At 33.3% G+C, this 22,748-nt stretch carries 23 protein-coding genes and 3 pseudogenes; 18 read left to right on the top strand and 8 right to left on the bottom strand.

Annotation, left to right across the window (positions count from 1 at the left end; genetic code table 11):
- Positions 1–83: 83 nt before the first annotated feature.
- The 3 genes and pseudogenes from ACZ11_RS09180 (at position 84) to ACZ11_RS09170 (ending at position 2,397) form a co-directional block, all read left to right on the top strand.
- Positions 84–1,067, top strand: a complete 984-nt coding sequence (locus ACZ11_RS09180; protein WP_049667135.1) for a ketoacyl-ACP synthase III — start codon at positions 84–86, stop codon at positions 1,065–1,067.
- A 181-nt stretch (positions 1,068–1,248) separates the two neighbouring features.
- Positions 1,249–1,861: pseudogene (locus tag ACZ11_RS09175) on the top strand (class I SAM-dependent methyltransferase).
- Between the two features lie 59 nt (positions 1,862–1,920).
- The gene (locus tag ACZ11_RS09170) at positions 1,921–2,397 is read left to right on the top strand and encodes a GNAT family N-acetyltransferase (RefSeq protein WP_236690820.1); all 477 of its coding nucleotides are present in this window, start codon (positions 1,921–1,923) and stop codon (positions 2,395–2,397) included.
- 15 nt (positions 2,398–2,412) lie between these two features.
- On the opposite strand, the gene ACZ11_RS09165 is transcribed toward ACZ11_RS09170, so the two are convergent.
- Complete coding sequence (locus ACZ11_RS09165) at positions 2,413–2,787, bottom strand: hypothetical protein (RefSeq protein ID WP_236690819.1); 375 nt, start codon at positions 2,785–2,787, stop codon at positions 2,413–2,415.
- Positions 2,788–3,059: 272 nt separating this feature from the next.
- The gene (locus ACZ11_RS27235; RefSeq protein WP_269079316.1) at positions 3,060–3,185 is read right to left on the bottom strand and encodes a hypothetical protein; all 126 of its coding nucleotides are present in this window, start codon (positions 3,183–3,185) and stop codon (positions 3,060–3,062) included.
- Positions 3,186–3,882: 697 nt separating this feature from the next.
- Between ACZ11_RS27235 and ACZ11_RS09160 the strand changes: the two genes are divergently transcribed.
- Entirely contained in the window at positions 3,883–4,419 is a 537-nt protein-coding gene (locus ACZ11_RS09160; RefSeq protein ID WP_049665473.1) for a GNAT family N-acetyltransferase, read from the top strand.
- An 82-nt stretch (positions 4,420–4,501) separates the two neighbouring features.
- Positions 4,502–4,783: a hypothetical protein gene (locus ACZ11_RS09155; protein WP_049665470.1), complete on the top strand. Its 282-nt coding sequence runs from the start codon at positions 4,502–4,504 to the stop codon at positions 4,781–4,783.
- 108 nt (positions 4,784–4,891) lie between these two features.
- Here the strand turns inward: ACZ11_RS09155 and ACZ11_RS09150 are convergent, their stop codons facing one another.
- Positions 4,892–5,563 carry a hypothetical protein gene (locus tag ACZ11_RS09150; protein ID WP_049665468.1) on the bottom strand — a complete coding sequence of 224 codons (672 nt, stop codon included), beginning with the start codon at positions 5,561–5,563 and terminating at the stop codon, positions 4,892–4,894.
- Positions 5,564–5,845: 282 nt separating this feature from the next.
- Between ACZ11_RS09150 and ACZ11_RS09145 the strand changes: the two genes are divergently transcribed.
- Positions 5,846–6,256 (top strand): NUDIX domain-containing protein, encoded by a 411-nt coding sequence (locus ACZ11_RS09145; protein ID WP_049665466.1) that lies wholly within the window; start codon positions 5,846–5,848, stop codon positions 6,254–6,256.
- A 424-nt stretch (positions 6,257–6,680) separates the two neighbouring features.
- Positions 6,681–9,791 carry an ATP-binding protein gene (locus ACZ11_RS09140; protein WP_049665465.1) on the top strand — a complete coding sequence of 1,037 codons (3,111 nt, stop codon included), beginning with the start codon at positions 6,681–6,683 and terminating at the stop codon, positions 9,789–9,791.
- A gap of 389 nt (positions 9,792–10,180) precedes the next feature.
- Here the strand turns inward: ACZ11_RS09140 and ACZ11_RS09135 are convergent, their stop codons facing one another.
- On the bottom strand, positions 10,181–10,360 hold the full coding sequence (locus ACZ11_RS09135; RefSeq protein ID WP_049665463.1) for a hypothetical protein: 180 nt from the start codon (positions 10,358–10,360) through the stop codon (positions 10,181–10,183).
- 250 nt (positions 10,361–10,610) lie between these two features.
- On the opposite strand from ACZ11_RS09135, the gene ACZ11_RS09130 reads away from it, so the two are divergent.
- A complete protein-coding gene (locus ACZ11_RS09130) occupies positions 10,611–10,850 on the top strand; it encodes a hypothetical protein (protein ID WP_049665461.1) in 240 nt (79 codons plus the stop codon).
- Between the two features lie 169 nt (positions 10,851–11,019).
- Here the strand turns inward: ACZ11_RS09130 and ACZ11_RS09125 are convergent, their stop codons facing one another.
- Complete coding sequence (locus ACZ11_RS09125; RefSeq protein WP_049665459.1) at positions 11,020–11,430, bottom strand: Lrp/AsnC family transcriptional regulator; 411 nt, start codon at positions 11,428–11,430, stop codon at positions 11,020–11,022.
- A gap of 116 nt (positions 11,431–11,546) precedes the next feature.
- Here ACZ11_RS09125 and ACZ11_RS09120 point away from each other — a divergent pair, with 116 nt between their 5' ends.
- On the top strand, positions 11,547–12,305 hold the full coding sequence (locus tag ACZ11_RS09120; RefSeq protein ID WP_049665458.1) for an MBL fold metallo-hydrolase: 759 nt from the start codon (positions 11,547–11,549) through the stop codon (positions 12,303–12,305).
- Positions 12,306–12,720: 415 nt separating this feature from the next.
- Positions 12,721–13,068 (top strand): YkgJ family cysteine cluster protein, encoded by a 348-nt coding sequence (locus ACZ11_RS09115; RefSeq protein WP_049665456.1) that lies wholly within the window; start codon positions 12,721–12,723, stop codon positions 13,066–13,068.
- A gap of 74 nt (positions 13,069–13,142) precedes the next feature.
- Here ACZ11_RS09115 and ACZ11_RS26275 read toward each other — a convergent pair whose 3' ends face one another.
- The gene (locus tag ACZ11_RS26275; RefSeq protein WP_161804453.1) at positions 13,143–13,295 is read right to left on the bottom strand and encodes a hypothetical protein; all 153 of its coding nucleotides are present in this window, start codon (positions 13,293–13,295) and stop codon (positions 13,143–13,145) included.
- Positions 13,296–13,424: 129 nt separating this feature from the next.
- Here ACZ11_RS26275 and ACZ11_RS26270 point away from each other — a divergent pair, with 129 nt between their 5' ends.
- From ACZ11_RS26270 to ACZ11_RS09100, 6 genes and pseudogenes are all read left to right on the top strand, one after another.
- Positions 13,425–13,595 (top strand): FxsA family protein, encoded by a 171-nt coding sequence (locus ACZ11_RS26270; protein WP_135811379.1) that lies wholly within the window; start codon positions 13,425–13,427, stop codon positions 13,593–13,595.
- A 594-nt stretch (positions 13,596–14,189) separates the two neighbouring features.
- Entirely contained in the window at positions 14,190–15,068 is an 879-nt protein-coding gene (locus ACZ11_RS09110) for a GNAT family N-acetyltransferase (protein ID WP_049665455.1), read from the top strand.
- 325 nt (positions 15,069–15,393) lie between these two features.
- Positions 15,394–16,335 carry an oxygen-dependent tRNA uridine(34) hydroxylase TrhO gene (gene trhO, locus ACZ11_RS09105; RefSeq protein ID WP_049665454.1) on the top strand — a complete coding sequence of 314 codons (942 nt, stop codon included), beginning with the start codon at positions 15,394–15,396 and terminating at the stop codon, positions 16,333–16,335.
- A 191-nt stretch (positions 16,336–16,526) separates the two neighbouring features.
- A pseudogene (locus tag ACZ11_RS25135) lies at positions 16,527–16,802 on the top strand (SDR family NAD(P)-dependent oxidoreductase); the annotation flags it as partial.
- Positions 16,803–17,134: 332 nt separating this feature from the next.
- A complete protein-coding gene (locus tag ACZ11_RS26265) occupies positions 17,135–17,293 on the top strand; it encodes a hypothetical protein (protein WP_161804452.1) in 159 nt (52 codons plus the stop codon).
- Positions 17,294–17,840: 547 nt separating this feature from the next.
- Positions 17,841–18,368 (top strand): annotated as a pseudogene (locus tag ACZ11_RS09100) (GrpB family protein).
- Positions 18,369–18,621: 253 nt separating this feature from the next.
- On the opposite strand, the gene ACZ11_RS09095 reads toward ACZ11_RS09100, so the two are convergent.
- Positions 18,622–19,245 carry a YitT family protein gene (locus ACZ11_RS09095; protein WP_236690818.1) on the bottom strand — a complete coding sequence of 208 codons (624 nt, stop codon included), beginning with the start codon at positions 19,243–19,245 and terminating at the stop codon, positions 18,622–18,624.
- A 340-nt stretch (positions 19,246–19,585) separates the two neighbouring features.
- On the opposite strand from ACZ11_RS09095, the gene ACZ11_RS09090 reads away from it, so the two are divergent.
- The gene (locus ACZ11_RS09090; RefSeq protein WP_049665453.1) at positions 19,586–20,338 is read left to right on the top strand and encodes an SDR family NAD(P)-dependent oxidoreductase; all 753 of its coding nucleotides are present in this window, start codon (positions 19,586–19,588) and stop codon (positions 20,336–20,338) included.
- A 246-nt stretch (positions 20,339–20,584) separates the two neighbouring features.
- The gene (locus tag ACZ11_RS09085) at positions 20,585–21,007 is read left to right on the top strand and encodes a VOC family protein (protein ID WP_049665451.1); all 423 of its coding nucleotides are present in this window, start codon (positions 20,585–20,587) and stop codon (positions 21,005–21,007) included.
- 207 nt (positions 21,008–21,214) lie between these two features.
- On the opposite strand, the gene ACZ11_RS09080 is transcribed toward ACZ11_RS09085, so the two are convergent.
- A complete protein-coding gene (locus ACZ11_RS09080; protein ID WP_049665449.1) occupies positions 21,215–22,555 on the bottom strand; it encodes an NAD(P)/FAD-dependent oxidoreductase in 1,341 nt (446 codons plus the stop codon).
- Positions 22,556–22,748: the final 193 nt, after the last annotated feature.

Below are 22,748 nucleotides of genomic sequence, written 5' to 3'. Positions count from 1 at the left end.
ACAAAGTTTTGAAGAACCTTAATTTGTATTGTTAAGTAATAGTACTTGAATATAAAAAAGGAGTGAGATGTTGAATGATTAACATTCAATCAAAAGCAAGAATAACAGCAATAGGTACTTATGTTCCCGAAAATAGGCTAACAAATGATGATTTAGAAAAGATAGTAGAGACGAACGATGATTGGATTGTACAAAGGACTGGCATGAAGGAACGAAGAATAACAAGTGAGAATGAATTTGCGTCAACATTAGCCTTTAAAGCTATAGAAAATTTGGTTGAACAATATCAAAAGGATCTTTCGGATATAGATTTAATTCTCGTTGCAACAACTACACCTGATTATGCCTTTCCAAGTGTAGCTTGCCAAATCCAAGAACACTTTCAAATGAAAGATGTAGGTGCATTAGATCTTCACGCAGCTTGTGCTGGATTTACATATGGATTACATGTAGCGAACGGGTTAATTACATCAGGACTCCATCGTAAAATTTTATTTATAACGACGGAAGCTTTATCTAAAGTTACGGACTATACAGATCGAACGACATGTATCTTATTTGGGGATGGAGCTGCAGCAGTTTTAATAGAAAAGGATGAAGCAATGCCAAGCTTTATCGCTAGTCATATAGGTACAAATGGTGCAGGAGGAAAGCATTTATACTTAACTAATTTATCAACTACTATGCACGGTTCAGCATTGAATACGTCAGGGAAAATAGTTCAAAATGGAAGAGAGGTATATAAATGGGCATCGCGTACACTTCCTATAGGTATAGAGAAATTACTACAGCAAGCAGAAATGCAACTACATGAAATAGATTGGTTTGTGCCTCATAGTGCTAATTTAAGAATGATAGAATCCATTTGTGAAAAATCAGGTATTAGCCTAGATAAAACATTAACTAGTGTTGAGTATATGGGAAATACATCATCCGTTTCTATTCCATTGGCCTTACAGTTAGGCATAAACGAAGGGAAATTAAATAATGGGGATACTTTATTAATCTATGGGTTTGGTGGAGGTCTTACACATGCAGGACTTATTATTAAGTGGTGTCTAGAATAATTTTTAATATCCCTTATTAATGTTTTTGAGAACAATATAAACATATGACCGGTACTCAATATTTTATTGATAATGAGTATTCGGTTTTTTATATTAATAGGTAATTTTATACAAAATGGGAATGGCGTGATGTATTATTGATTTAAGATGAGGATTAATATTGAAGTGGTAGTGAAGAAGTTTGAATAATTCTTGGAATAAATTTATATATAAGATTGGTTCTCCAATTTACGACAAGTTCTTTAATTCGGGAATTTTTTTTGTATGCACGAAAACAAATATTTCAATCCATACCATTCAATAATCAACAAAAGATCCTGTTCGTCGGTGTAGGAACAGGAGCTGATTTAGAGTTAATACATCACGCTAACCTAAATATAACGGCAATTGATTATTCTCCTGATATGCTAAGAAAAGCAAGAAAAAAGTTTGGAAATTCCACAATTACATTTTTAGAAATGGATGCTCAAAAAATGGAATTTGAAAATGAATCGTTTGATATTATCGTAGCTAGTTTAATCCTTTCGGTAGTTCCTGATGCAACTAAATGTTTTCAAGAGATGATAAGGGTTTTAAAGCCGGAAGGAAAAATAATAGTTTTTGATAAATTTGTCCCTAAAAACAAAAAACTGTCCTTACCTAAAATGTTGCTAAGACCTATTATTAGCTTATTAGGAACTGATATTGGCCGGAGCTTTGAAGAAATTTCACCTGAAAATATAGTAGTTGTAGAAGATACACCAATAATGCTAAATGGGATGTATAGGAAAATAATAATTGGAAAGATAAATTGATTATTAAAAGATACATTGAGGGGACAAGGTTTTTATTTTATGAAAATAAGGGGGATGTAATGATGACAATCGAAGTTTTTATCGCAACAGAGGAAGATTATTTTGCTGTGAATGAAATTGTAAAAGAAGGGCATGAAGAGCATGTATTGGAAGAACCAACGATTTTTAAAAGCGTTGAATCTGTAATGCCCGAATCCTATTATAAAGAATTAATTGATAACGAAGAGAGTGACATTCTAATTGCGAGGGAAGATGAAATTGTAGTAGGCTTCGCAGTTATAAGTGTTGAAGCTTCTCCACCTTTCGAGTCGCTTGTTCAAAGGAAATATGCTTACATACACGATTTTGGTGTAAAAGCGAACTTACAAAGAAAAGGAATGGGGAAAATATTGTTTAATGCTTGTATAACTTGGGCTAAAGAAAAGAAAGTTGACTCAGTCGAGTTAAATGTTTGGGAATTTAATACGAAAGCAATTGAATTTTATAAACATTTTAATATGAAAAGCGTAAGTAGAAAAATGAAATTAGATATTTAACTTGATACTTATCTATTATCCTTCGAGCATCTTCAGATAAGGTATTTCCTTGCCATCTACAATAGTAATATTGATTGGTGTATCGGTTTCATAAATTATGGTTCCAACGGGTAGTTTGTTAGATGTTCCGTTTTCAAAACCCTTAGCTTTATTGGTTTGTTTTGTTATTACACCAATTTTCTCACCTATTGTGTAATCTAATTCTTTTACCCAATCTATGTTTTCAACATTAGAATATACAATATCATCAAGAACAAAGATGTCTGCTTTACCATCTTTAAGAAAATCCTTTGGCGTAGGATTGTCATTAGTTACACATCCCGATAAAACTACAAGTGAGAGGCAAAGAAATAAGAGAAATTTTTCTTTCAAGCAAAATGATTTTTTCACTTTTTTCCCTCCTGATAATCTATTGTTCATCTGAAAATATTACAATTTCTTACACTTATTTTACCAGAAAGTTTAATCATTAAAAACTTATCTTTTCCCTAATTAAAGGATGTAAAGAAATTTAGGGGGAAATCGACTTCCCAAAATTATATGAAAACATGAAAAAAGGACTTCCGTTATGGGTAATATTCATACACGCAAGCCCTGGAATGAAGCTAAATTTAGTGTCATTTAGCTCATTTTTTATTTAACTTTTGGAATATGATGCATTACTACACACCGCTCCATACTATAGTTCTTAATAAATAAAATAGGCCAAGGCCGGCAATAATCAAAAGAACGAATAATACAATTGCAAAGGCAAGACTCGTGCCTGTTCCATAACCTGAATAACTCAAACAGTTTCCCTCCTTTATAAAATTTCTAGCATTATTAATTGTAGAAAGAAAAGTTTTTATTTTATAAAAAGCAGCTGGAGCATTACACCATACCCTTATTGTCCTTTCCCTTTTTATATACACCTGAGCGCATTGCGAAGAAGGGAAAAGGTGCACAACTGTTATTACAAAGCATGGTTCACAAAATTTATCGTTTATTTACAATGGTTAAAGCTACTAAATGGATATTCAAACTATACTTATGATCAAATCCTTTTTAACTTTATACTATGTAGTATAGAGCAAAGAAGTTAGGGCCAATTCCCTCATCTGTTGAATTCATGGGCTATCTAGTAATGGGAAAACGAAATTCATATATCTGGGATTAATTCAAGAAAACATCACAGCGTGAAGTAGCCACACACACGTACTATCCCTCATTAACCAGCAATTTTTTAGCGGCCCTTGATTTCGAAAATGCCAAGTGAATTATGGCGCCATTCCATATTTGCTACCAATCGTTATTTTCTTATTTATTTATAGGATTTTTTATCTAATTGAATAAGCTTGTTAAATTTGTGATGAAGCTGGACAATATTCTGCCATCGAATTTCTTGAATACATCTATTATTTTAGAAATTTTTAAAATAGTAATGCAACTCTCACTCTTTTTATATAGAATCTAACCTATAACTTATTTGGAAGTGGAGTGAAGAAGATGATTCCTATTTTAGAGACTGAACGATTAGTGTTAAGAGAACTTACTGAACATGACGCCCAAGATGTTTTAAATTGCTTTTCTAATGCTGATGTGTTACGCCATTATGGTCAGAATCCATTAACAAGTATAGAGCAGGTTAAACAAATAATTAAAAATTTTTCAAAGAATTATGATGAAAAACGTGGTATTAAATGGGGAATTGCATTAAAAGGGCAAGAAGGTATTATTGGTACGATTGGTTTTCAAGAGTGGTCCACAGAGCATAAAAGAGCTGACATTAGCTACGCACTTTTTCCGGAGAGCTGGGGCAAAGGGTATGCCAAGGAGGCCGTTAATAGAGTAATATCATTTGGCTTTCAAGAGATGGATTTAATGCGTATTGGAGCTATTGTTTTTACTGAAAATGAAGCTTCAAACAAGCTATTAACAAAATTGGGCTTTGAAAAAGAAGGGATATTTAAAAATTATATGCACCAAAATGGTGTTCCGTTTGACACTAATATTTTTTCTTTAATAAAGGATAAAACATCATGAGTGGTCAAGACCAAGACTGTTTAATTGCTGTCTTGGTTTTTATCGCTAAAACGATGAAATAAAAGAGAAAGTGGATGAAAATATGAAGGATATAAAAAAGTATGGATTTGTAATATTTACATTTGTCCTAAGCGCAATTGGATTTTTAATAATAATAAATGGTGTTGAAAATGGTGCTGATTCAGCGAATGAGTACTTAAGTACATCAATGGGTGGAAGCATGGATACAGATAGTTTCCTAGTAATAACGAAAGGTTACATTTTATCGAATTTCATATTTGGTGGAATTCTGCTATTGGTTGGACTTTCATTTTTTTGTATGTCTTTATATAAATTTTTAAAGGAAATGGATTTAGGGGACTAGTGATCAGGATTTGATTCCAATAAATAATGAAATAGACATAAATGTATATGATTAAAGTTTCTCTATATTTCAGATTGCGCAAGATCAAAGGCAACAGTATTATTGAAATTAGTTGTATGGCTGGAATTCAATGGATTTTGCTTGATACATTTTGTCACGATATTCATAAACAATAACTATTTCACCGACAAAACTGGCAGGAGATATTTGTCCACTTACTCTTACAATAAGTTGATTGTCTTGTACTTCATAATGAATAGAACTTCCAAAGGCGATATCATCAAACATGTTTGCAGGTTGTATATCTATGGGGGATATGTCAATTTTATACACTTTGTCATACAATCTAATTTCGGCTGAATTAGTCGTTAAACTAGTTTTTACGCTTTTGTTAATAATGGCAATAGGATTATCAACAAGAACGTCAATTAATCCATTAGTATGTCTATATACATGAACCTCTTCATCTAACACACCAGTGCCATACCCCTTTGTTAAGATAATGATTAACTCTTTCTCCCCATCTTTATTGATGTCTTCATAATATATTTGTGGGGCATAAGCTGGGTTAGTAACGTTCATCCAATAAGGTCTAAAATAAGATTCCCCTTTGAAGTCCAGTTTAAAATCTCGGTATAGACTTCCTATATTCTTTGCATACAAAGTTATTTTTTCATTGCTTAATTTTGAAACAATTTCATATTCTTCATTTTTTGCTTCTGCAACGCTAATAAAAACAACAAGAAAAAGTGTAAGCAGTAAAATAATGTAATTTTTCATAAGCAACAACACCTCTATTTAGTGTTCCTTAATTAAGCCACACTATTCTTGACTGTGAGATCTATGAATAAATATTTAAAGTAGACACTCATCTGCGCGTTTTATATTATTGAAATCTTTGTACATAGAAAAAAGCAACGCTGACATTAATCTGCTAAAACTTTATAAATTATAGCAATAAAGATAAAAAGCCTCACTGATAAAAGTGACCCCGAATGAGGAAGAATTCGTATATAATAATTAACAAATATTAAAAGTATTCTAGTAGAGGAAGGAATAAAAATGGAAAAAGAGAAATTACCTAAAGTTGGCGTGGGAGCAGTTATCCTAGATCAGTCCAACAAGATTTTACTCGTTTTACGTAAAAAAGCACCTGAAGCCGGCTGTTGGAGCTTACCTGGTGGCAAGGTAGACTATATGGAAACAATAGAAAACGCAATTATACGAGAAATTAAGGAAGAACTTGGTGTGGATATCGAAATAACTCAATTAGTATGTGTGACCAATCATATTATTCATTCAGAAGATATTCACTATGTTGCACCTACTTTCGCTGCTCGTATTACGAATGGGGAAGTACAAAATAGAGAGCCGCATGCTTTAGAGGAAGTTAAGTGGTTCTCAATAGATGAAATACCAGAAAACATTACAATGACAACAGATTATGCTTTGAAACAGTTAAAGCTAGTGTAAAGGAAGTATCGATACAATAATCAACCGGAGTAGGCAAAATATTCTTTTCCGGTAATCTCTTTGGTTACTTTTCGCATGATTCCGTGAAAATGATGAGCTTAATTCTGATATCGTAGTCAAAGTGAACGGTTCTTTCATCTAACATCACAAGAATCCCTTTAGCACATATACAATTATTGTATGATATTGACTACATAAAATTGGATTCTCCATGAAAATCTGAATTAATATTAAAAGCCTTTTATCTGTTATATAAAAGGCTTTTTAATATTAACGAAATGTAAAATTTGGATTTTAGAGAAAAAATTAGATTTAAAAGTAACGGTAACTCTGTTAGGATAATATATCGTAGGAGGTGTGGTTTGGCCTAAGGAACTTGTGTTATAACAGAAAAACACAAACTACCTTTTGACAATTATTTTTAATGCAAAAGAAAAAAATTGCTCTCATCATTAGCTTGTTTATAATAATTCTAACAGGCTCACGAATTTTATGGCTACATGTATTTAATAATACAGATCAACCACATGCGGAAAAAGGTCAATTGGATTTAAGAAATTGGGATATAAATGACGGTCATGCAGTTACACTTGATGGAGAGTGGGAATTTTATCCTTATAAATGGTTGATTAGTGAAGAACAGCAATTAGAATCCTCGAAGAATGCTAAATACATACAGGTTCCTAAAGGGTGGAGCTCATCTTTACAAGAGGGAGAGATAACACCTTATGGTTACGGTACTTATCGCTTAAAATTACTCGTTAATCCAGAAGACAATATAACTTACAGTATTCGAGTTCCGAGTGTTCGAAGTTCCTCAGAAATATATGTAAATGGTAGGCGGCTGGCAAAATCAGGTCAAATAGGGGAAAATGCAGAAAAAACAGTTGCCAAGAATATTCCGATTACTGCTTCTTTTGAAGCGAACGGTCACAAAGAAATCGACATTATTGTTCAGGCTTCAAACTTTAAGGACCCTCGTAACGGTGGAATTGTTCGCTCCATTAAATTTGGAAAAGAAGATATATTAGCTCGTGAAACTCAATTGTCGATCAATATGCAACAACTAGTAGCAGTTGTTTTTTTACTACATGCTATCTATTCCATTATTTTATTTTTTGTTGGAAACATGGAAGAAAGAAGATTACTTTACTTTTCAATGTTATCGATTAGCTGTATGATTTATTTCCTATTAGGAAGCGATGACAAATTATTATCTTATTGGTTTCCGATTAGTTACGACTGGGCTTTTAAATTAGTTCATCTTTCTATGGTCGGCATAGGCTTTTCAATGCTTCAATGCATAAAACATTGGTTACCTCAACATGTGAGAAAATATATTCGTTTGTTTAGTATTTTCTGTGGTATCGCATCATTGTTGACAATCGTGTTGTCTACTCGCTATATAGTAATCAATCAAGGCATTTACATAATTATTTTAGGGATCCCGATTGTTATAACGATCCTAACAGTAATTCGAGAATCTATTAAAGAGATTAAAAGTAATATTTTTTTACTTTTTGCCATTTTAGCATTTGGTAATAATCTTATTTGGGATGGTCTACTTCTTATTTTTGGAATAAAAGTGATCATGTATCCATTTGATCTTGTATTAACAGTGGCTTGTTTGGCTATTTTATGGTTTAAAGGATATGCTAAAGTCCATTCGGAAACGAAAGAACTTGCTATTAAGCTCCAAAAGACAGATAAGTTAAAGGATGAATTCCTTGCCAATACGTCTCATGAATTACGAAATCCACTTCATGGCATCCTTAACATTTCAAAAGCCGTTTTGGAAAGGGAAAATCAAGTGCTCAGTGACAAAAGTGTCAAGGATTTAGAAACAGTTCTGTCTGTAGGACGACGTATGTCACTAATGTTAAATGATTTACTAGATGTGATGAGCTTAAAAGAAAATAACCCCAAACTAAAGCTTCAAACTTTTTCGATTCACTCAATTGTATCGGGTGTATTAGATATGCTTTATGTTATGAATGAAGGAAAGCAGATTCAGTTAGTTAATCAAATTCCTGAAAATTTTCCAAAAGTAGTTGCTGATGAAAATAGAGCTATTCAAATTGTTTTCAACTTACTTCATAATGCAGTGAAATACACGAACGAAGGTGAAGTGAAAATTTCAGGTCATGTGAAAAATGGTATGGCGGAAATTGTAATTTCGGATACTGGTATTGGTATTGATGAGGAAACCATTCAACGTATTTTTGAACCGTATGAGCAGGGTACCCTTAGTAAGGCAATGATTGAAGGCGGATTTGGGCTAGGACTCAGTATTAGTAAACGTTTAGTTGAACTACATGGGGGAACATTACAGGCAATTTCAGCTGTTGGAAAAGGGTCAGAATTTACATTTACCTTACCCATATCTGACTCAACTGATGAGCAAGATGCTACAGAAAATGTGGCGCTGCTATCGAGTATGAAGGAAGATTTAACGGTAGTGCCTTCTATAAACACATTCGATTCTCAGGCAGAGAACCATTCAATCATTGAAGCAAATCGACCTAAAATTTTGGTCGTCGATGATGATCCAGTTAACTTAAGAGTGATCGAAACAATACTTTCAATAGAAAAATACGACTTAGTAACTGTCACAAGTGGTAGTAAAGCCCTCGAAAAATTAATGTCTCAAGAATGGGATTTGGTTATTTCAGATGTGATGATGCCGAATATGTCTGGGTATGAATTAGTGCGTACAATTCGTCAGCAATTTTCAATAACAGAACTTCCTGTGTTACTTCTTACGGCGAGAAGTCAGTCTCAAGACATTAAAAATGGATTCTTATCTGGTGCTAATGATTATGTCACTAAGCCTGTGGACGCTTTAGAGTTAAGGTCAAGGGTAAAGGCTCTAACTGACGTTAAACAATCTGCACAAGAAAGACTTAGAATGGAGGCAGCTTGGCTTCAGGCACAAATACAGCCTCATTTTTTATTTAACACATTAAATGCCATTATTACGTTAAGTGACATTGATATCGAGCGAACTAGTAAGTTACTTGAAGCACTGAGTGATTTTTTAAGGGAGTCATTTAAGTTCCAAAATATTGATGAACTTGTTCCAATTGAGGATGAGCTAAATCTTGTTCGATCCTATCTATATATTTATAAGGAACGTTTTGGGGAGCGGATAAATGTAACGTGGGATTTGGAAGTCTCGACTAACGTCTTGATACCATCACTAATCATCCAACCATTGATTGAAAATGCCTTGAAACATGGTATTTTGCCCCGTGAAAATGGTGGGAATATTCATATTCGCATTGTAGATTACGACACGTACATTGAGATAACTGTGTCGGATGATGGTATTGGAATGGATAATGCGACGATGGAACGTTTACTTGTTAGAAGATCGGAGACAACAACTGGAATTGGGTTGCTTAATACAGATCTTCGTTTAAAACAACATTACGGTAAGGGACTTCAAATAAAAAGTGACCTAAACCAAGGGACAGTAATATCATTTGTTGTTCTTAAAAAGAAAGAAATATCAAAGAAATTTAAGCCTGAATGAAGGTAAAATAAGGACATTCAATATGAGCTGCACCTTCTTTAAATGGAGGTGCAGTTTTAAAGTTCTTTTAGCATTTTTTGGTAGCGTAAAGCGTCAGCTACATGTGTTTGAGCAATGATAGTTACAGATGTCTCCCACCTATATATGTGTAGAGATAAAAGTGCATTTAAGCTACTTTTCAGCGGATGTCACGGAATTTTCGATAGTGGAATACGAAGATCTATCCGCTTTCCGTACGTAAGAGCATAAGATACGCATATGACTGATCAAAATCCACATGATAAGATTGATCGTTTTTGTCTGGTTCTTATATAATTCGCAAGTTGTTGAAATTTTAAAAGTACACAATAAAGAACAGATAACTTTAATTAGTTATCTGTCCTCTTCAACTATTCTGTAAACGGATCTTCTGCTTCATATAGAAAACTTTTCTCAAGATTTTCTTTTGTTTCAGCATTGACTGTTTTTTCTTTTGCTTCTGCTTGTTCACTTGCTGGAGCTTCGTCATGAGAAGAACAAGCAGTTAGTAAGAATGCTGCCATTGCTCCGATATACAAGAATTTTTTCATTGTTATAACCTCCGTTATTGTTTAGTTACGTTTTAGATTGTGCAATTACACTTAGAATATAACGGAAAAGACAATGATAAATCATATAACAAAAAATGGAAAACAGTCGTTGGACATTAAAAAGGGGAAATTGGTGAAAAGAATTATAGGCTTCATCACAATATGTGGATTGGTATTACTAGGTTGCTCTCAAAGAATCAGAGGATAATGGTTCGAGACATGTTGGAGAAGTTCTAGCAAAGGAAAACGAGTGGAAAGAAAGCGAGTACTTACTTCTGAAAATTTAAGCCTAATCGGTGAACCACAATTAATTGGATTTACGCATACTAAAGAAAGAAAATTATTTACTAGTAAACCAGGAAAATACGGCTGGCACTTTTGGGGAGAAAGCGTAAAAACAGGAGATTTCTTTAGTGTAAAGGGTACTCACCAATTAACGCATAAAGAATTTGAATGGGTTACAGATGCTAAGGTTACTTGGACCGAATAGTGGAGCAGATAACCATGCTCCAACAAATATGACTTTCCCAACAAGTGGCATGTGGAAACTTGATGGAAAATTAGTTGGTAGTGTTTATGTGAAAGTGGAGAATTAAAAAACTTTATTACAACAATATGAATTAATACCAGGCTTACTACGGAGCGAGCCTGGTATCTCATTATTTACTAATGACAATAGACAATTTATAGTTTGCATGCTTATTTAAATCAACTAAAAATTGATCTAATACTTCGTTTGACGGAAACCTGCATTCAAGAAGATAGCAGCTATCTCCACTGATTTTAAAATTATTAACAATAAATTGCTGCTGTGTTTTTAAAAACGACAGATAAGGTTCATGGTGCGGACTTTTAGTATAAATATTAATAAATGCATGGACATTGCTACCTAATTTTATAGGATTCACATCAATAGTATAGCTCTCGATGACCCCATTATCTTCAAGTCTTGACACCCTCGCTGACGCCGCTTGCCCAGTCAAATGAACCTTCTCACCCAACTCCTTCATCGTAATACGACTGTTTTTAGAAAGCTCATCTAGTATACGCAGATCCGTACTATCTAACATGTTGTAACTCCTTTCATTATTCAAGTCAAATTGATAAAAGACTTGATTTTATCTATGTAATTACTATTTGGACATAGTATAAACTAAATGTAATTTAAAGAAAAGGAGTTATAAATATGAAAATCCAACAAATTCGCAATGCCACTTTAGTTATAGAATATGCAGGGAAAAGGTTTTTAATTGACCCAGTTTTAGCAAATAAAGGTGCATATCCTCCTGTGCAAAATTCGGTGAGACAGGATCAAAATAACCCATTAGTTGATTTACCAACATCTATTGACAAACTCATTAATGTCGATGCAGTAATCGTAACTCATTTACATTTAGATCATTTTGATGAAGTCGCTAAAGAAATACTACCGAAAGATCTTAAAATGTTTGTGCAAAATGAAGAGGATGCCAATGAAGTTAAAAAAGCTGGCTTTTTCAATGTCGAAGTTTTACAAGAAGATACTGTAATTGAAGGTATTCAATTAATCAAAACAAAAGGTCAACACGGCAGGGGAGAAGTTTTAAAATTTATTGGTCAAGTATGTGGAGTTGTCTTTAACCATCCGAACGAGAAAAAATTATATATTGCTGGAGATACTGTATGGTATGACGGAGTACAAGAAGTGCTCAAAAAAAATCATCCAGAAATTATTGTCGTTAATGGGGGAGACAATCAATTTTTGGAGGGTGGCTCTCTCATAATGGGTAAAGATGATATTTATGAAGTTCATAAAGCGGCTGCAAACTCGAAAATTATCGTTAGTCATATGGAAGCGGTCAACCATTGGGCATTATCAAGAGCAGATTTAAAAAGCTTTATACATGAAAAAGGAATTGCTGCACATGTATTCGTACCGGAAGATGGTGAGGAGTACACATTTTAAATAAAGTGTTATAAACATTAGTCAAATCCTGTAAAATTATTGCAGGAGGGTTCTAATGGTGAAAAAGGTAGATTGGAAATTTTGAATCATCTAAGCAGTATTTAAATTCTTATAATTTTGAAGTTGAAAGAGCTTTTGTGGATACATCCATCGGAAAAACACAATTTAAAAAATTAATAAAGTTATCATTGGTTTTTTAAATAAATATGATGTTAAAAAATAGAAATTTCTTAGTGTGTAAAATTGACAAAATAATTAATTTGTGCTATAATTTACAATTATTGATTTTAAGTGTAAAATAGGATTCTCCTGGCCAGGGGAATCCTATTTTTTTGCTTTATTTAGGTTAATTAACTAGAGAATCCAATCAAAAAACGAATTATAACACTTGCTTTTTCTAGGAGATGATTGTTTTATGGAAAAATTACCCTGTAAAGGCTGTAGAGGGATGTGTTGTGGGCCTGTTCCAATTACAGAACAAGAGTTAAAGAAAATAAAAAAGAAAATCAAAGCGATGCCTAAAAAGATGAGCTTAGATTTACAAAATCAACAACGTCTTTATGGAACCTGTATCTTTTATGACGAAATAAATGACCAATGTGGTATTCATTCGGTACGTCCGTCTATTTGCCGAGCTTTTGGTTATTATAATAATCTTGTATGTTTCCGAAAACCAAAAGTGGCCGTTGGAAAAAACTATATAGCTAACGAGCTTCCAATTGGTATTTTAAGTATTGATTTTATGTGGAAAGATTTTATTTAATTGAGTTTAGTGGTTTTACATTTGACCTAATTTAAAAGCCTGCTTTTTTTCAATGCAGGCTCTAATACATATTTTTAAAGTTCTAAGCGCACAGTACGGCTCGTTTCATTTAATCCATGTTTGTCATACAAGTTAATAGCGAAAATATTTTCTGCTAATACAAATAATTTTTCTATTTGTGGGATATCTTCTACTGTTGCAAAAATATATTCATGTTCTACCTCCATTCGAAATTCATACCATTTATATGTAAATTAAATGAAAAACTCGTATATTTAACACAGTATAAACCGCATAGGAATTCCAATACTAAAGCTGTTTTAGAATATTCAGTATGAGAAAGGAGAATTTTATCAGTGAGATTTTTAACATTGGGAATTATAGGTGCTGCGGCTATTTTTGGTGTAATGAAACGCTTTGGGGTAAACAATGCACAAGAAATGACACAGTCTGATCAGCAGGGTACGACACCAGTACAATTAGTTGCAAACAGTAATCCACTTACCGCAAATACACCAAAACAGTAAATAGAAATGCCAACAATTCAGCTAATAGATCTTTGACTTGTTGAAGGTCTATTGGCATATACATAATAACCACATTTATAGAGCTATAAGTAAATACTCTTTACAAAAGTATCCAGAAAAATATATAGTGGTGATAAATACAATGTTGAAATGAGGGTTTGATTGTTTATGATGAAACTTATTAATTGCTAATGGAAATTCTACAGAATTTTATAGTGCAATATGGCTAATTAAGGTTATTCCTTAGTTCTTTTTAGTTTGCCCATTTGCTCATTATCGATTAGAAGTCATCATATCTTTTCAAATCAAATATTCAATATTGTCAATAAGTCTCTAGCTGGTGTCAAAGGCAAAATCCGGTCGCATAGTTTATATGTGCAGAAGCCAAGGCAGTAGCAACAATGTGTATCTGCTTCAATGTTAATCTGTGTGCAAACAAAAATTACGGAGAGGCGTAATGATTTATATTGAATTTAAATTTGACTATGAGAAGAATTTCTTCTTATAGTCTTTTTTATGTTTTTAAGCAGGTTAGGGAGCAATGTTTTAAATAATCTTGTTTGAAGTAACCAAATATAGAAATGAGGCGTCATTATGACAAATTATCAATTCGTATATGATTACAAGGACAATCTAAAATATAGAGAAAGCTTCAATGAATTAGCAAAGTTAGTTTTTAATTTAGATTTTAGCAAATGGTATGAAAAAGGATGCTGGAACGATCAATATATATGTTATTCATATATAGATGGAGATAAAATTATTGCCAATGCATCAATAAGTAAAATGGCTGTATTAGTAAACGGTAAAGAGTATAAAGCGATACAAATTGGTACAGTAATGACACATCCAAATTATCGAAATAAAGACTTAGCACGAAAATTAATGGATCATATCATTGATATATATCAGGACCAATATGAAATCATCTATTTATTTGCGAATGAAACAGTCCTTGACTTTTATCCGAAGTTTGGGTTTTCGAAAGTACAAGAAAGTAGATATTTTTTAAATGTGGATAATTTAAAGAAAAAATCAAATACAGCGATCCGTAAATTAGATATTGAAGATATCCAGAATTTATCTTTATTGAAATTGTACGCAAAGGAGAGGATTCCGGCGTCGTCAATTTTAGATGTGAAAGAAAATGAAAGTTTACTTATGTTCTATTTTCTTATTGTATTTCCTAATTCAATTTATTTTATCGAAGAAGAAGACGTTATTGTATTATTCGAAAAAGAGGATGGAGAATTACATCTTTTTGACTTTGTTAGTCGTAAGAAAATTGATATAGAGGAGGTTTTAAGTTACATTACATCCTCAGAAATAAAAAGAATTATTTTTCACTTTATCCCTGATTGTAAAGATGCTGAATCTGAAGTAATAGACGTTGAGGACGATGTGTTGTTTATTCGACCGATGATAAACTTCGGAACAGAACGACCTTTATTTCCATTAACATCACATTCATAAGGTTAGATTAAATTAGAGCTAGAAAGGCTAAAGTCCCTTTAAACTATTAGGGTGTTTTCGAAAAGATTGTTGCTATTCAACTAACGGAGCAGTTTAGTTGAATAGTGATATCTAACTTATGTTCCACAATCGGGCCAGGATGTGGAATACACTTCTTTATAAAAAAGGTCCGCTAATCACTTCACAAATTCTTTAAAAACAATATTTATAACCATTTCAGTCTAATTACCGATAGCATTTTAAATGATTATCCTTTATGGTTAATAAGTCGTAAAAGACACTATCAGGAATATCCTGCAAATATTGAAATGATAGGTGGAAAACAATGAATTATCAAGTTTTATTATATTACCATTACACGAAGATTGAAGATCCAGCTGAGTTTTCGGCGACGCACTTAGCTATGTGTAAAGAAATCGGTTTAAAAGGTCGTATTTTAGTAGCCAATGAGGGCATTAACGGTACTGTTTCAGGTACGATTGAGCAAACAGAGCAATACATGGCAAACATGCAAGCAGACTCATTATTTGAAGGCATTGTCTTCAAAATTGATGCGGTAGATGGCCATGCATTCAAAAAAATGCACGTACGCCCACGTCGTGAGTTAGTAAACTTAGGCTTAGAAGAAGACGTAAACCCACATGACTTAACAGGTCGCTACCTGTCACCAGAACAATTCCTTGCTGAAATGCAAGATGAAAATACAGTAGTATTAGATGTGCGTAACACGTATGAATACGATGTCGGCCATTTTCGTGGTGCGATTCGACCAGATGTACTAAACTTCCGTGATACACCGGAATGGGTACGTGCAAACCGCGAGCTATTCGAAGGGAAAAATGTTTTAACATATTGCACAGGTGGGATTCGTTGTGAGAAGTTTTCGGGCTGGATGAAACGTGAAGGCTTTGGCGATGTTGGTCAATTACATGGCGGTGTTGCAACATACGGAAAAGACCCTGTTGCGAAAGGCCAATTATGGGACGGTCAAATGTACGTATTTGATGAGCGTTTAACGGTGCCAGTCAATCAAGTAGAGCATGTGATTATCGGTCGTGATCACTATGACGCTGAACCTTGTGAACGTTACATTAACTGTGCAAACCCTGAATGTAACAAGCAAATCATCGCATCTGAAGAAAATGAAGCAAAGCATTTAGGTGGCTGTACAATCGAATGTACAAAGCATGCGAGCAACCGCTATATCGTGCGTCACAATTTAACAGAAGAGCAAGTAGCTCAAACAATTGAGGCGTTACAAGCATAAGCATGAAAAGTTGTCTAAACATAAAAAACGTCATTAAATATCTTTCATAACCTCAACCAACTATATAGAGGTAATTAAAACACTGTATGTATGTGTTCAAACTATCCATTTCAAAATTGGACTAGTCTGCTCGCTTACATAGGGTGTTTTTTCTTTTGTAAGGAAAAAGTAAATGACATCTTGAACCAGGAAGTGCGATTATTACCACCACATCGGTTCAATCTTTCGATCTGTCCTTATCTTTAATGGATTATGCCGCCACAAAAGGTGCGATAAGTAACTTTATGGTATCTCTGTCCTCGTACTTTGTTTCTAAGGATGTACGTGTCAATGGTGTCGCGCCAGAACCAATTTGTACGCCGTTGCAGTTGGATAATGGAAAATTGGAAGGACAAATTCCTGAGTTTAAAATGGACCTTTTGTGTAACATTACCTTTCGTTTTAGTTTAACACATATTCCCTGTTAGAGCCGTGAGTGTAATCGAGATGGGTTACCCTCCCTCTTTTTGTATTTCAATGCGCCTCAAAGTGCTTATAAAACGTGGTATTACAATATTTCGCAAATTTTTTCTATGCCGAAATATTGGCTGTATCCCTTTATTGTTGGATAGCTGTATCTCTTATTTTTTAATATATCAGAAAATTTTTTCATAGTGCCATGATAATATTGTTCGTCCTGCTTTATACTATTGTTTTGGTTGAACTTTTATTAAATACATAAAGTGTAAGTTTAATTACTTCTGTATTGTCGTAATATTCCAAATAAGTTATAATACAGTAAAAAGAGGGGGTGAGTATATTGAAAAAAGTGAAAGCACTTATTTTTACAGCTTTATTAGCGGTAGGATTTACCTCAGTAGCTGGTGCAGCATCATCATCAGCAGAAGCAGCATCAGATGGGGTAATAACTGTTAATACTAAACCAGTTTGTACCACACCATGCAAAAAAGAGATGTGATGTAACTTCGATCTAGAGAGAGTAGATGATATGTCAACTAAAAAAATCCATATGAATTTGTATATTCATACGGATTTTTTATAAGATTGATCGATTCATTGTTAACGGAAGAAAAAAGGACAAACTCAAAAAGAAAATATAATATAATTTTTATATGATGTAAAAGGCAGTAATGACAGGGGTTTATCCTTAGTCATTACTGCCTTTTTCAGTTGTTATGTCAACTTAGAATGTATGGAAATGTATAAATGTAATTTTACTTACTTCATAACTGAGCGCCAACTCTTTGTAAATCGCTTTATCGTATCTCGTACATACGATGCAGCATATCGTGAAATGACTGTATTTAACTGTTAAATATAGATTTTATCTATATACGTCATTCTAGTATGAATTAGAAGACATTTCAACAGTTTATTGATAGGTCATTCAAGAGCGTTTTGCATCGTTAAGAAACACGATGTTGGCTAAAATACTCCCCTCGGCAGTGCGGGATTTATTAATTCAATTGTGATAAAATTTGAAAAAATGATTTGGAGGGGGAAATTTGCGAAAAGTAGAAGTAAGTTCGTTCAATGAGAATTGGATTCAAATGTTTACGGAAGAGGCTGAAAAGCTGAATCTTATTTTCGGCAATGAAATCATAGAAATTTACCACATAGGTAGTACCTCTGTGCCAGGGTTAAAAGCTAAACCAATAATCGACATAATGCCTGTTGTTAAAGATATTAACAAGGTTGATAAATATAATTTAGAAATGCAAGAAATTGGTTATGTGCCGAAAGGTGAATACGGGATAGTTAATCGTAGATACTTTCGAAAAGGCGGGGACAATCGCTCTCATCACGTTCATATCTATCAGATTGGAAGTTATGAAATAAGAAGGCACCTGGCTTTTCGAGATTATTTAAAATCGCACCCAGATGAACTGAAGAATTATGGAGAATTAAAAGAAAAATTAGCACAATAATTTCCTAATGACATTGAATCGTACATAAAAGGTAAAGATTATTTTGTTAAAGATAAAGAACTAAAAGCACTGGAATGGTATGAAGATATACAAAATAAATCATAAAATAATGGATTATGTAATACTAAGATTAATGGCTGTCGTTAAGTCAGCTTTTTTATGCTGCTAACGGAGCAGTTTAGTGTAATAGACAGTCAGTTTCAGTTGAGTAAAAAAAGCGTGTTTTGATCAATTTTTTTTCAAAACACGCTTTTCTATTTGCTCTTTTATCAAACTTTATTTCAGGGCTACACCATTAACAGGGTATCTGTTTTGATAATAGTATAAGTATGACCAAGATTTAGAGATTACTTGCCAATTATCTCAAAGTTTTTGCACCAGAATATTTCTTTAGTACAGGTATAGAAAAGTTTCCCTTTCCAATGATATCAATCAGCCTTGTTCCAAACCATTGGCAAATCAGGGCATACATGATCACTTTCCAATCGATCACGACACCGGCAACAAGTAATATCAAACTATTAATCCAAAATAATATGCTTCCGGGAGGTCGCTTTATAAAAGATGATATAATAAGAGCTAAAATATCCATTCCTCCTGAAGAAGCCCCCATTTTAAATAAAATTCCCACACTCAAACCGAATAAAAAGGCTCCAATTACTAAATCAATCCATACATTTCCAATAGGATGATGAATGTGTGGAGAAATTAAATGGATAGTGAAGGCAGCTGAGCCGACACAAAACATCGTCCACACTGCGTTGCTTGTTCCGAGCCACTTGAAGGCTGCGATCACCATCACTGCATTTAATATCCAAATGCTCGTTGCATATGGCACATCCCACGTGTAATTTAATAACACACCTATTCCGGCAGCACCACCGGATGGAATGTAATGAGGGAATAAGAAAATAGACATAGCTGCTCCTTGAATGGCAGAAGCAAATGCAAGAATGATTATTTTAAATAAATGTTGCGACAAACTACTACATCTCCTTGTATTTCACAGTATTTCTCTTTTGCTTTACTTTATATTAGTTCAATCATTAAGTGAAATAAAGATTAGTGATAGTTATAATTAGAAATATTTATGATTAGAAAATGGTCATAGGGGGAGGTTACTTGAAGATCATTCTGCTGTTTTGACAGCTCCTTTTTTTAATGAGCTAACGGGGCATGTTAGCTCAACAAGAAACACTGAATTAAGCCAATTAGTAATCTACAAAAGCCTCATGTTCTCATACATAAAAATCTTCCTCAAAAGGTTTAACGATATAAAATATAGAATTACTAATTAAAAACATTTTGTTAGGAGGGAAGCTATGAATAACTTATCAGGAAAAGTTATTCTCATCACAGGCGCAAGCTCAGGAATTGGGCTTGCCTCGGCCGAGTTGATGGCATCTAAAGGGGCTAAAGTAATTATTAATTATAATACAAATGTAAAGGGTGCCATGGAAGCCGTTCAACGTATTCAAGAAAAAGATGGAGACGCCATTGCAATTCAAGCTAATGTTATTAATAAAGAAGAAGTGAACTCAATGGTTGAACAAGCTATTTCTTCATTTGGCACAATTGACGTTTTAGTTAATAACGCTGGGGGTGGAATCCGCCAAAGTACATTTATGGATTTGAGTGAAGAGCTATGGGAAGAAACATTTAAATTAAATGTAAATAGTGTTCTCTTATGTTCCCAAGCTGTATTAAGACATATGATTCCGAAAAAAGGCGGAAAAATTATTAATGTATCCTCTGCGGCTGCACGTATTGGCGGGGCAGGAGAAAGTATTCATTATGCATCTGCTAAAGGTGCGATAAATACAATGACGATTGGAATGTCCAGAGAGCTAATTGAATATGGAATTATCGTGAATGGGGTAGCACCTGGAATGGTAGAAACACCTTTTCATGATAAATTTGCTCCTGGTGATAATCGACTCGAGCGTATGGCTTCATCTGTACCTATTAAACGGGCTGCTACACCTATGGAAATAGCAGAGGTAATTGCCTTCCTTTCTTCCGATGCTTCAAATTATATCCTCGGAGAAATTATGAATGTTAGTGGTGGGAGATAATAAAAAAGCAGGAATTTTAAGTACGTAAGTAGATGTCTATTGCATCTTCAATCCTTTACTTTTTCGTATAATTCATTTTCTTATACTAACAGTGCAGTTTAGTGCAATAAAAAACAAAAATAAATTTATATTTAATTAATCATTTCTGATATATTATTGATATATCAGAAATGATTTGCAAAGATAAACATTATAATAAATAGGGTATAAGGCTTTTTGCTTATCAAAGAAAGAAGGGTTAATAAAATGATACAATCTGTTGTACATATTGCTTTAGTTGTTCAAGATTATGATGAAGCTATTGAGTTTTACACAAAAAAACTTCATTTTACGTTAATTGAAGACACGTATCAACCAGAACAAGATAAACGATGGGTAGTAGTATCCCCACCTGGTTCGTCTGGAACTACAATATTACTTGCAAGGGCTTCAAAACCAGAACAAACATCTTTTATTGGGAATCAAGCAGGAGGAAGAGTTTTTCTATTCCTTGGGACAGATGACTTTTGGAGAGACTATAATGAAATGATAGAAAAAGGAATAGAATTCGTTCGAGAACCAAAAGAACAATCATATGGTATTGTTGCTGTATTCAAAGATCTATACGGAAATTTATGGGATTTAATCCAATTTAAAGAAAGTCATCCTATGTTTCAACGAGTAAAATAAGGTAAAACCTTTAGAACACAAAGTACTTATATATTTTTAAAGTGTAGAATAGATTAAGTAAGAAAATATTTCAACAATAAATAAGTTTAAGCTAAATCAAAAATAATTGAAACCCTTCAGAATTGCTTTATCTGAAGGGTTATTGAATATTTGATATCGTATTTAACAAATTTTTCGATTTGCAATAAAGCAATAAATTTCTTTAAACTAACAATTTCTAGCTAAATATTTACCTACGAAAATACCACTAGAGGCTGCATGTGATAATGAATGTGTAACTCCTGAACAATCTCCAATTACATATAATCCTTGAATATTTGTTTGGAAATTTTCATCAGTTTCTATTGTTGGTGAATAAAACTTTCCGTCCATACCATAAAGCAATGTATCCTCATCAATAGCTTCACCAATAAATTCTTCCAAATGGTTTAAAAATCCCTGCAAGATTTGAATATATAGTAAAGGAATTTCTTTAGTTAAGTCCCCAAAGTCAGCTTTTAACGAAGGCTGAATTCGATTATTATACATATTTTCTTTTGTTGTAGACTGTCCCTTCCTTAAATCTCCATAGCGTTGTACTACAATACGATCTATACCTTTATTTATTTCGCCGATCACCTTATGTGCATACATATTTGCTTCTTTTAGAGTAGAAAAATACGTTGGAGTGAACAAAGTAAAATTCAAGTTAGAAGTTCCATTCTTTTGCTCTCGAAAGTTTTGACCATCTGGCATGACTAAACCTTCTTGATATTTACGAATGATTCTTCCTTTAGGATTCATGCAATAAGTAGTTGAAATGATATCTCCATGTGCATAAGCAAGTTTAGTTTCAAAGGTATCTTCCAAAATTGAACGTAACTGTTGTTCTGCCATTTCAACTCTAATACCCAAATCTAAACGAGTTTTGCCTTGCTTAACTCCAAGACTAGCACATTGTTTATTTAACCAATCTGTTCCTGAACGACCTGTTGCGAACACTACTTGCTGAGATTGGATATCACCTTTATTTGTAATTAAAGTAAAAGAATCATTATCTTTTATTATTTCTTGCACATCCACCTCAAATTGAATATCTATCTTACTTGATAAAACTTTATATATTTGGTGGAAAATATCTGTTGAAAGTGATGTACCTAGGTGCCTCACCTCAGTAGTTAACATTTGTAAGTTACATAATTGAGCTCTTTTTGAGAGTTCTGTATTCGCTGTGGAATATTTTATAACCGAGTCCCCACCGAATCGGCATAAAATTTCGTCCACTTCATCCATTAATTGTAGAAGATTCTCTCTACCTAATTTTTGCTCTAATTCCCCGCCAAAATCACTTGCATAATTAAATTTTCCTTCTGATTTACCCAAACCAGCAAACCCGAAATATTTATCGCATATTTTACAATTACATGTTTCGCCTCGATCTAAAGGACAATTTCTCTTCTCTATAGATTTTCCTTTTTCAAGTATTAATATTTTTTGATTACTTTGAGATAAGGCATATGCTAAAAAAATACTACTTACACCTGAACCGATAACTGTAATATCATACATCCATTTACACCTTCTTTAATTAATAAGTAATAAGAGTATTTTATAATATGTGGATTGTCTACACAAAACTTTTAAAGTGTATAAGTTTGTACTGAACAGGACTCTTGTATTCAAATGTTCCAAGAATTCGAATGAACTTTGAACTAATTCAAGTTGCATATCTTCTAACTTGTTTACAGTTTTATCCATGTGC

Source organism: Lysinibacillus xylanilyticus, assembly GCF_001183605.1.
In the GTDB taxonomy this organism is placed as follows: domain Bacteria; phylum Bacillota; class Bacilli; order Bacillales_A; family Planococcaceae; genus Lysinibacillus; species Lysinibacillus xylanilyticus.
This window is presented reverse-complemented; position numbering and strand designations above follow the sequence as displayed.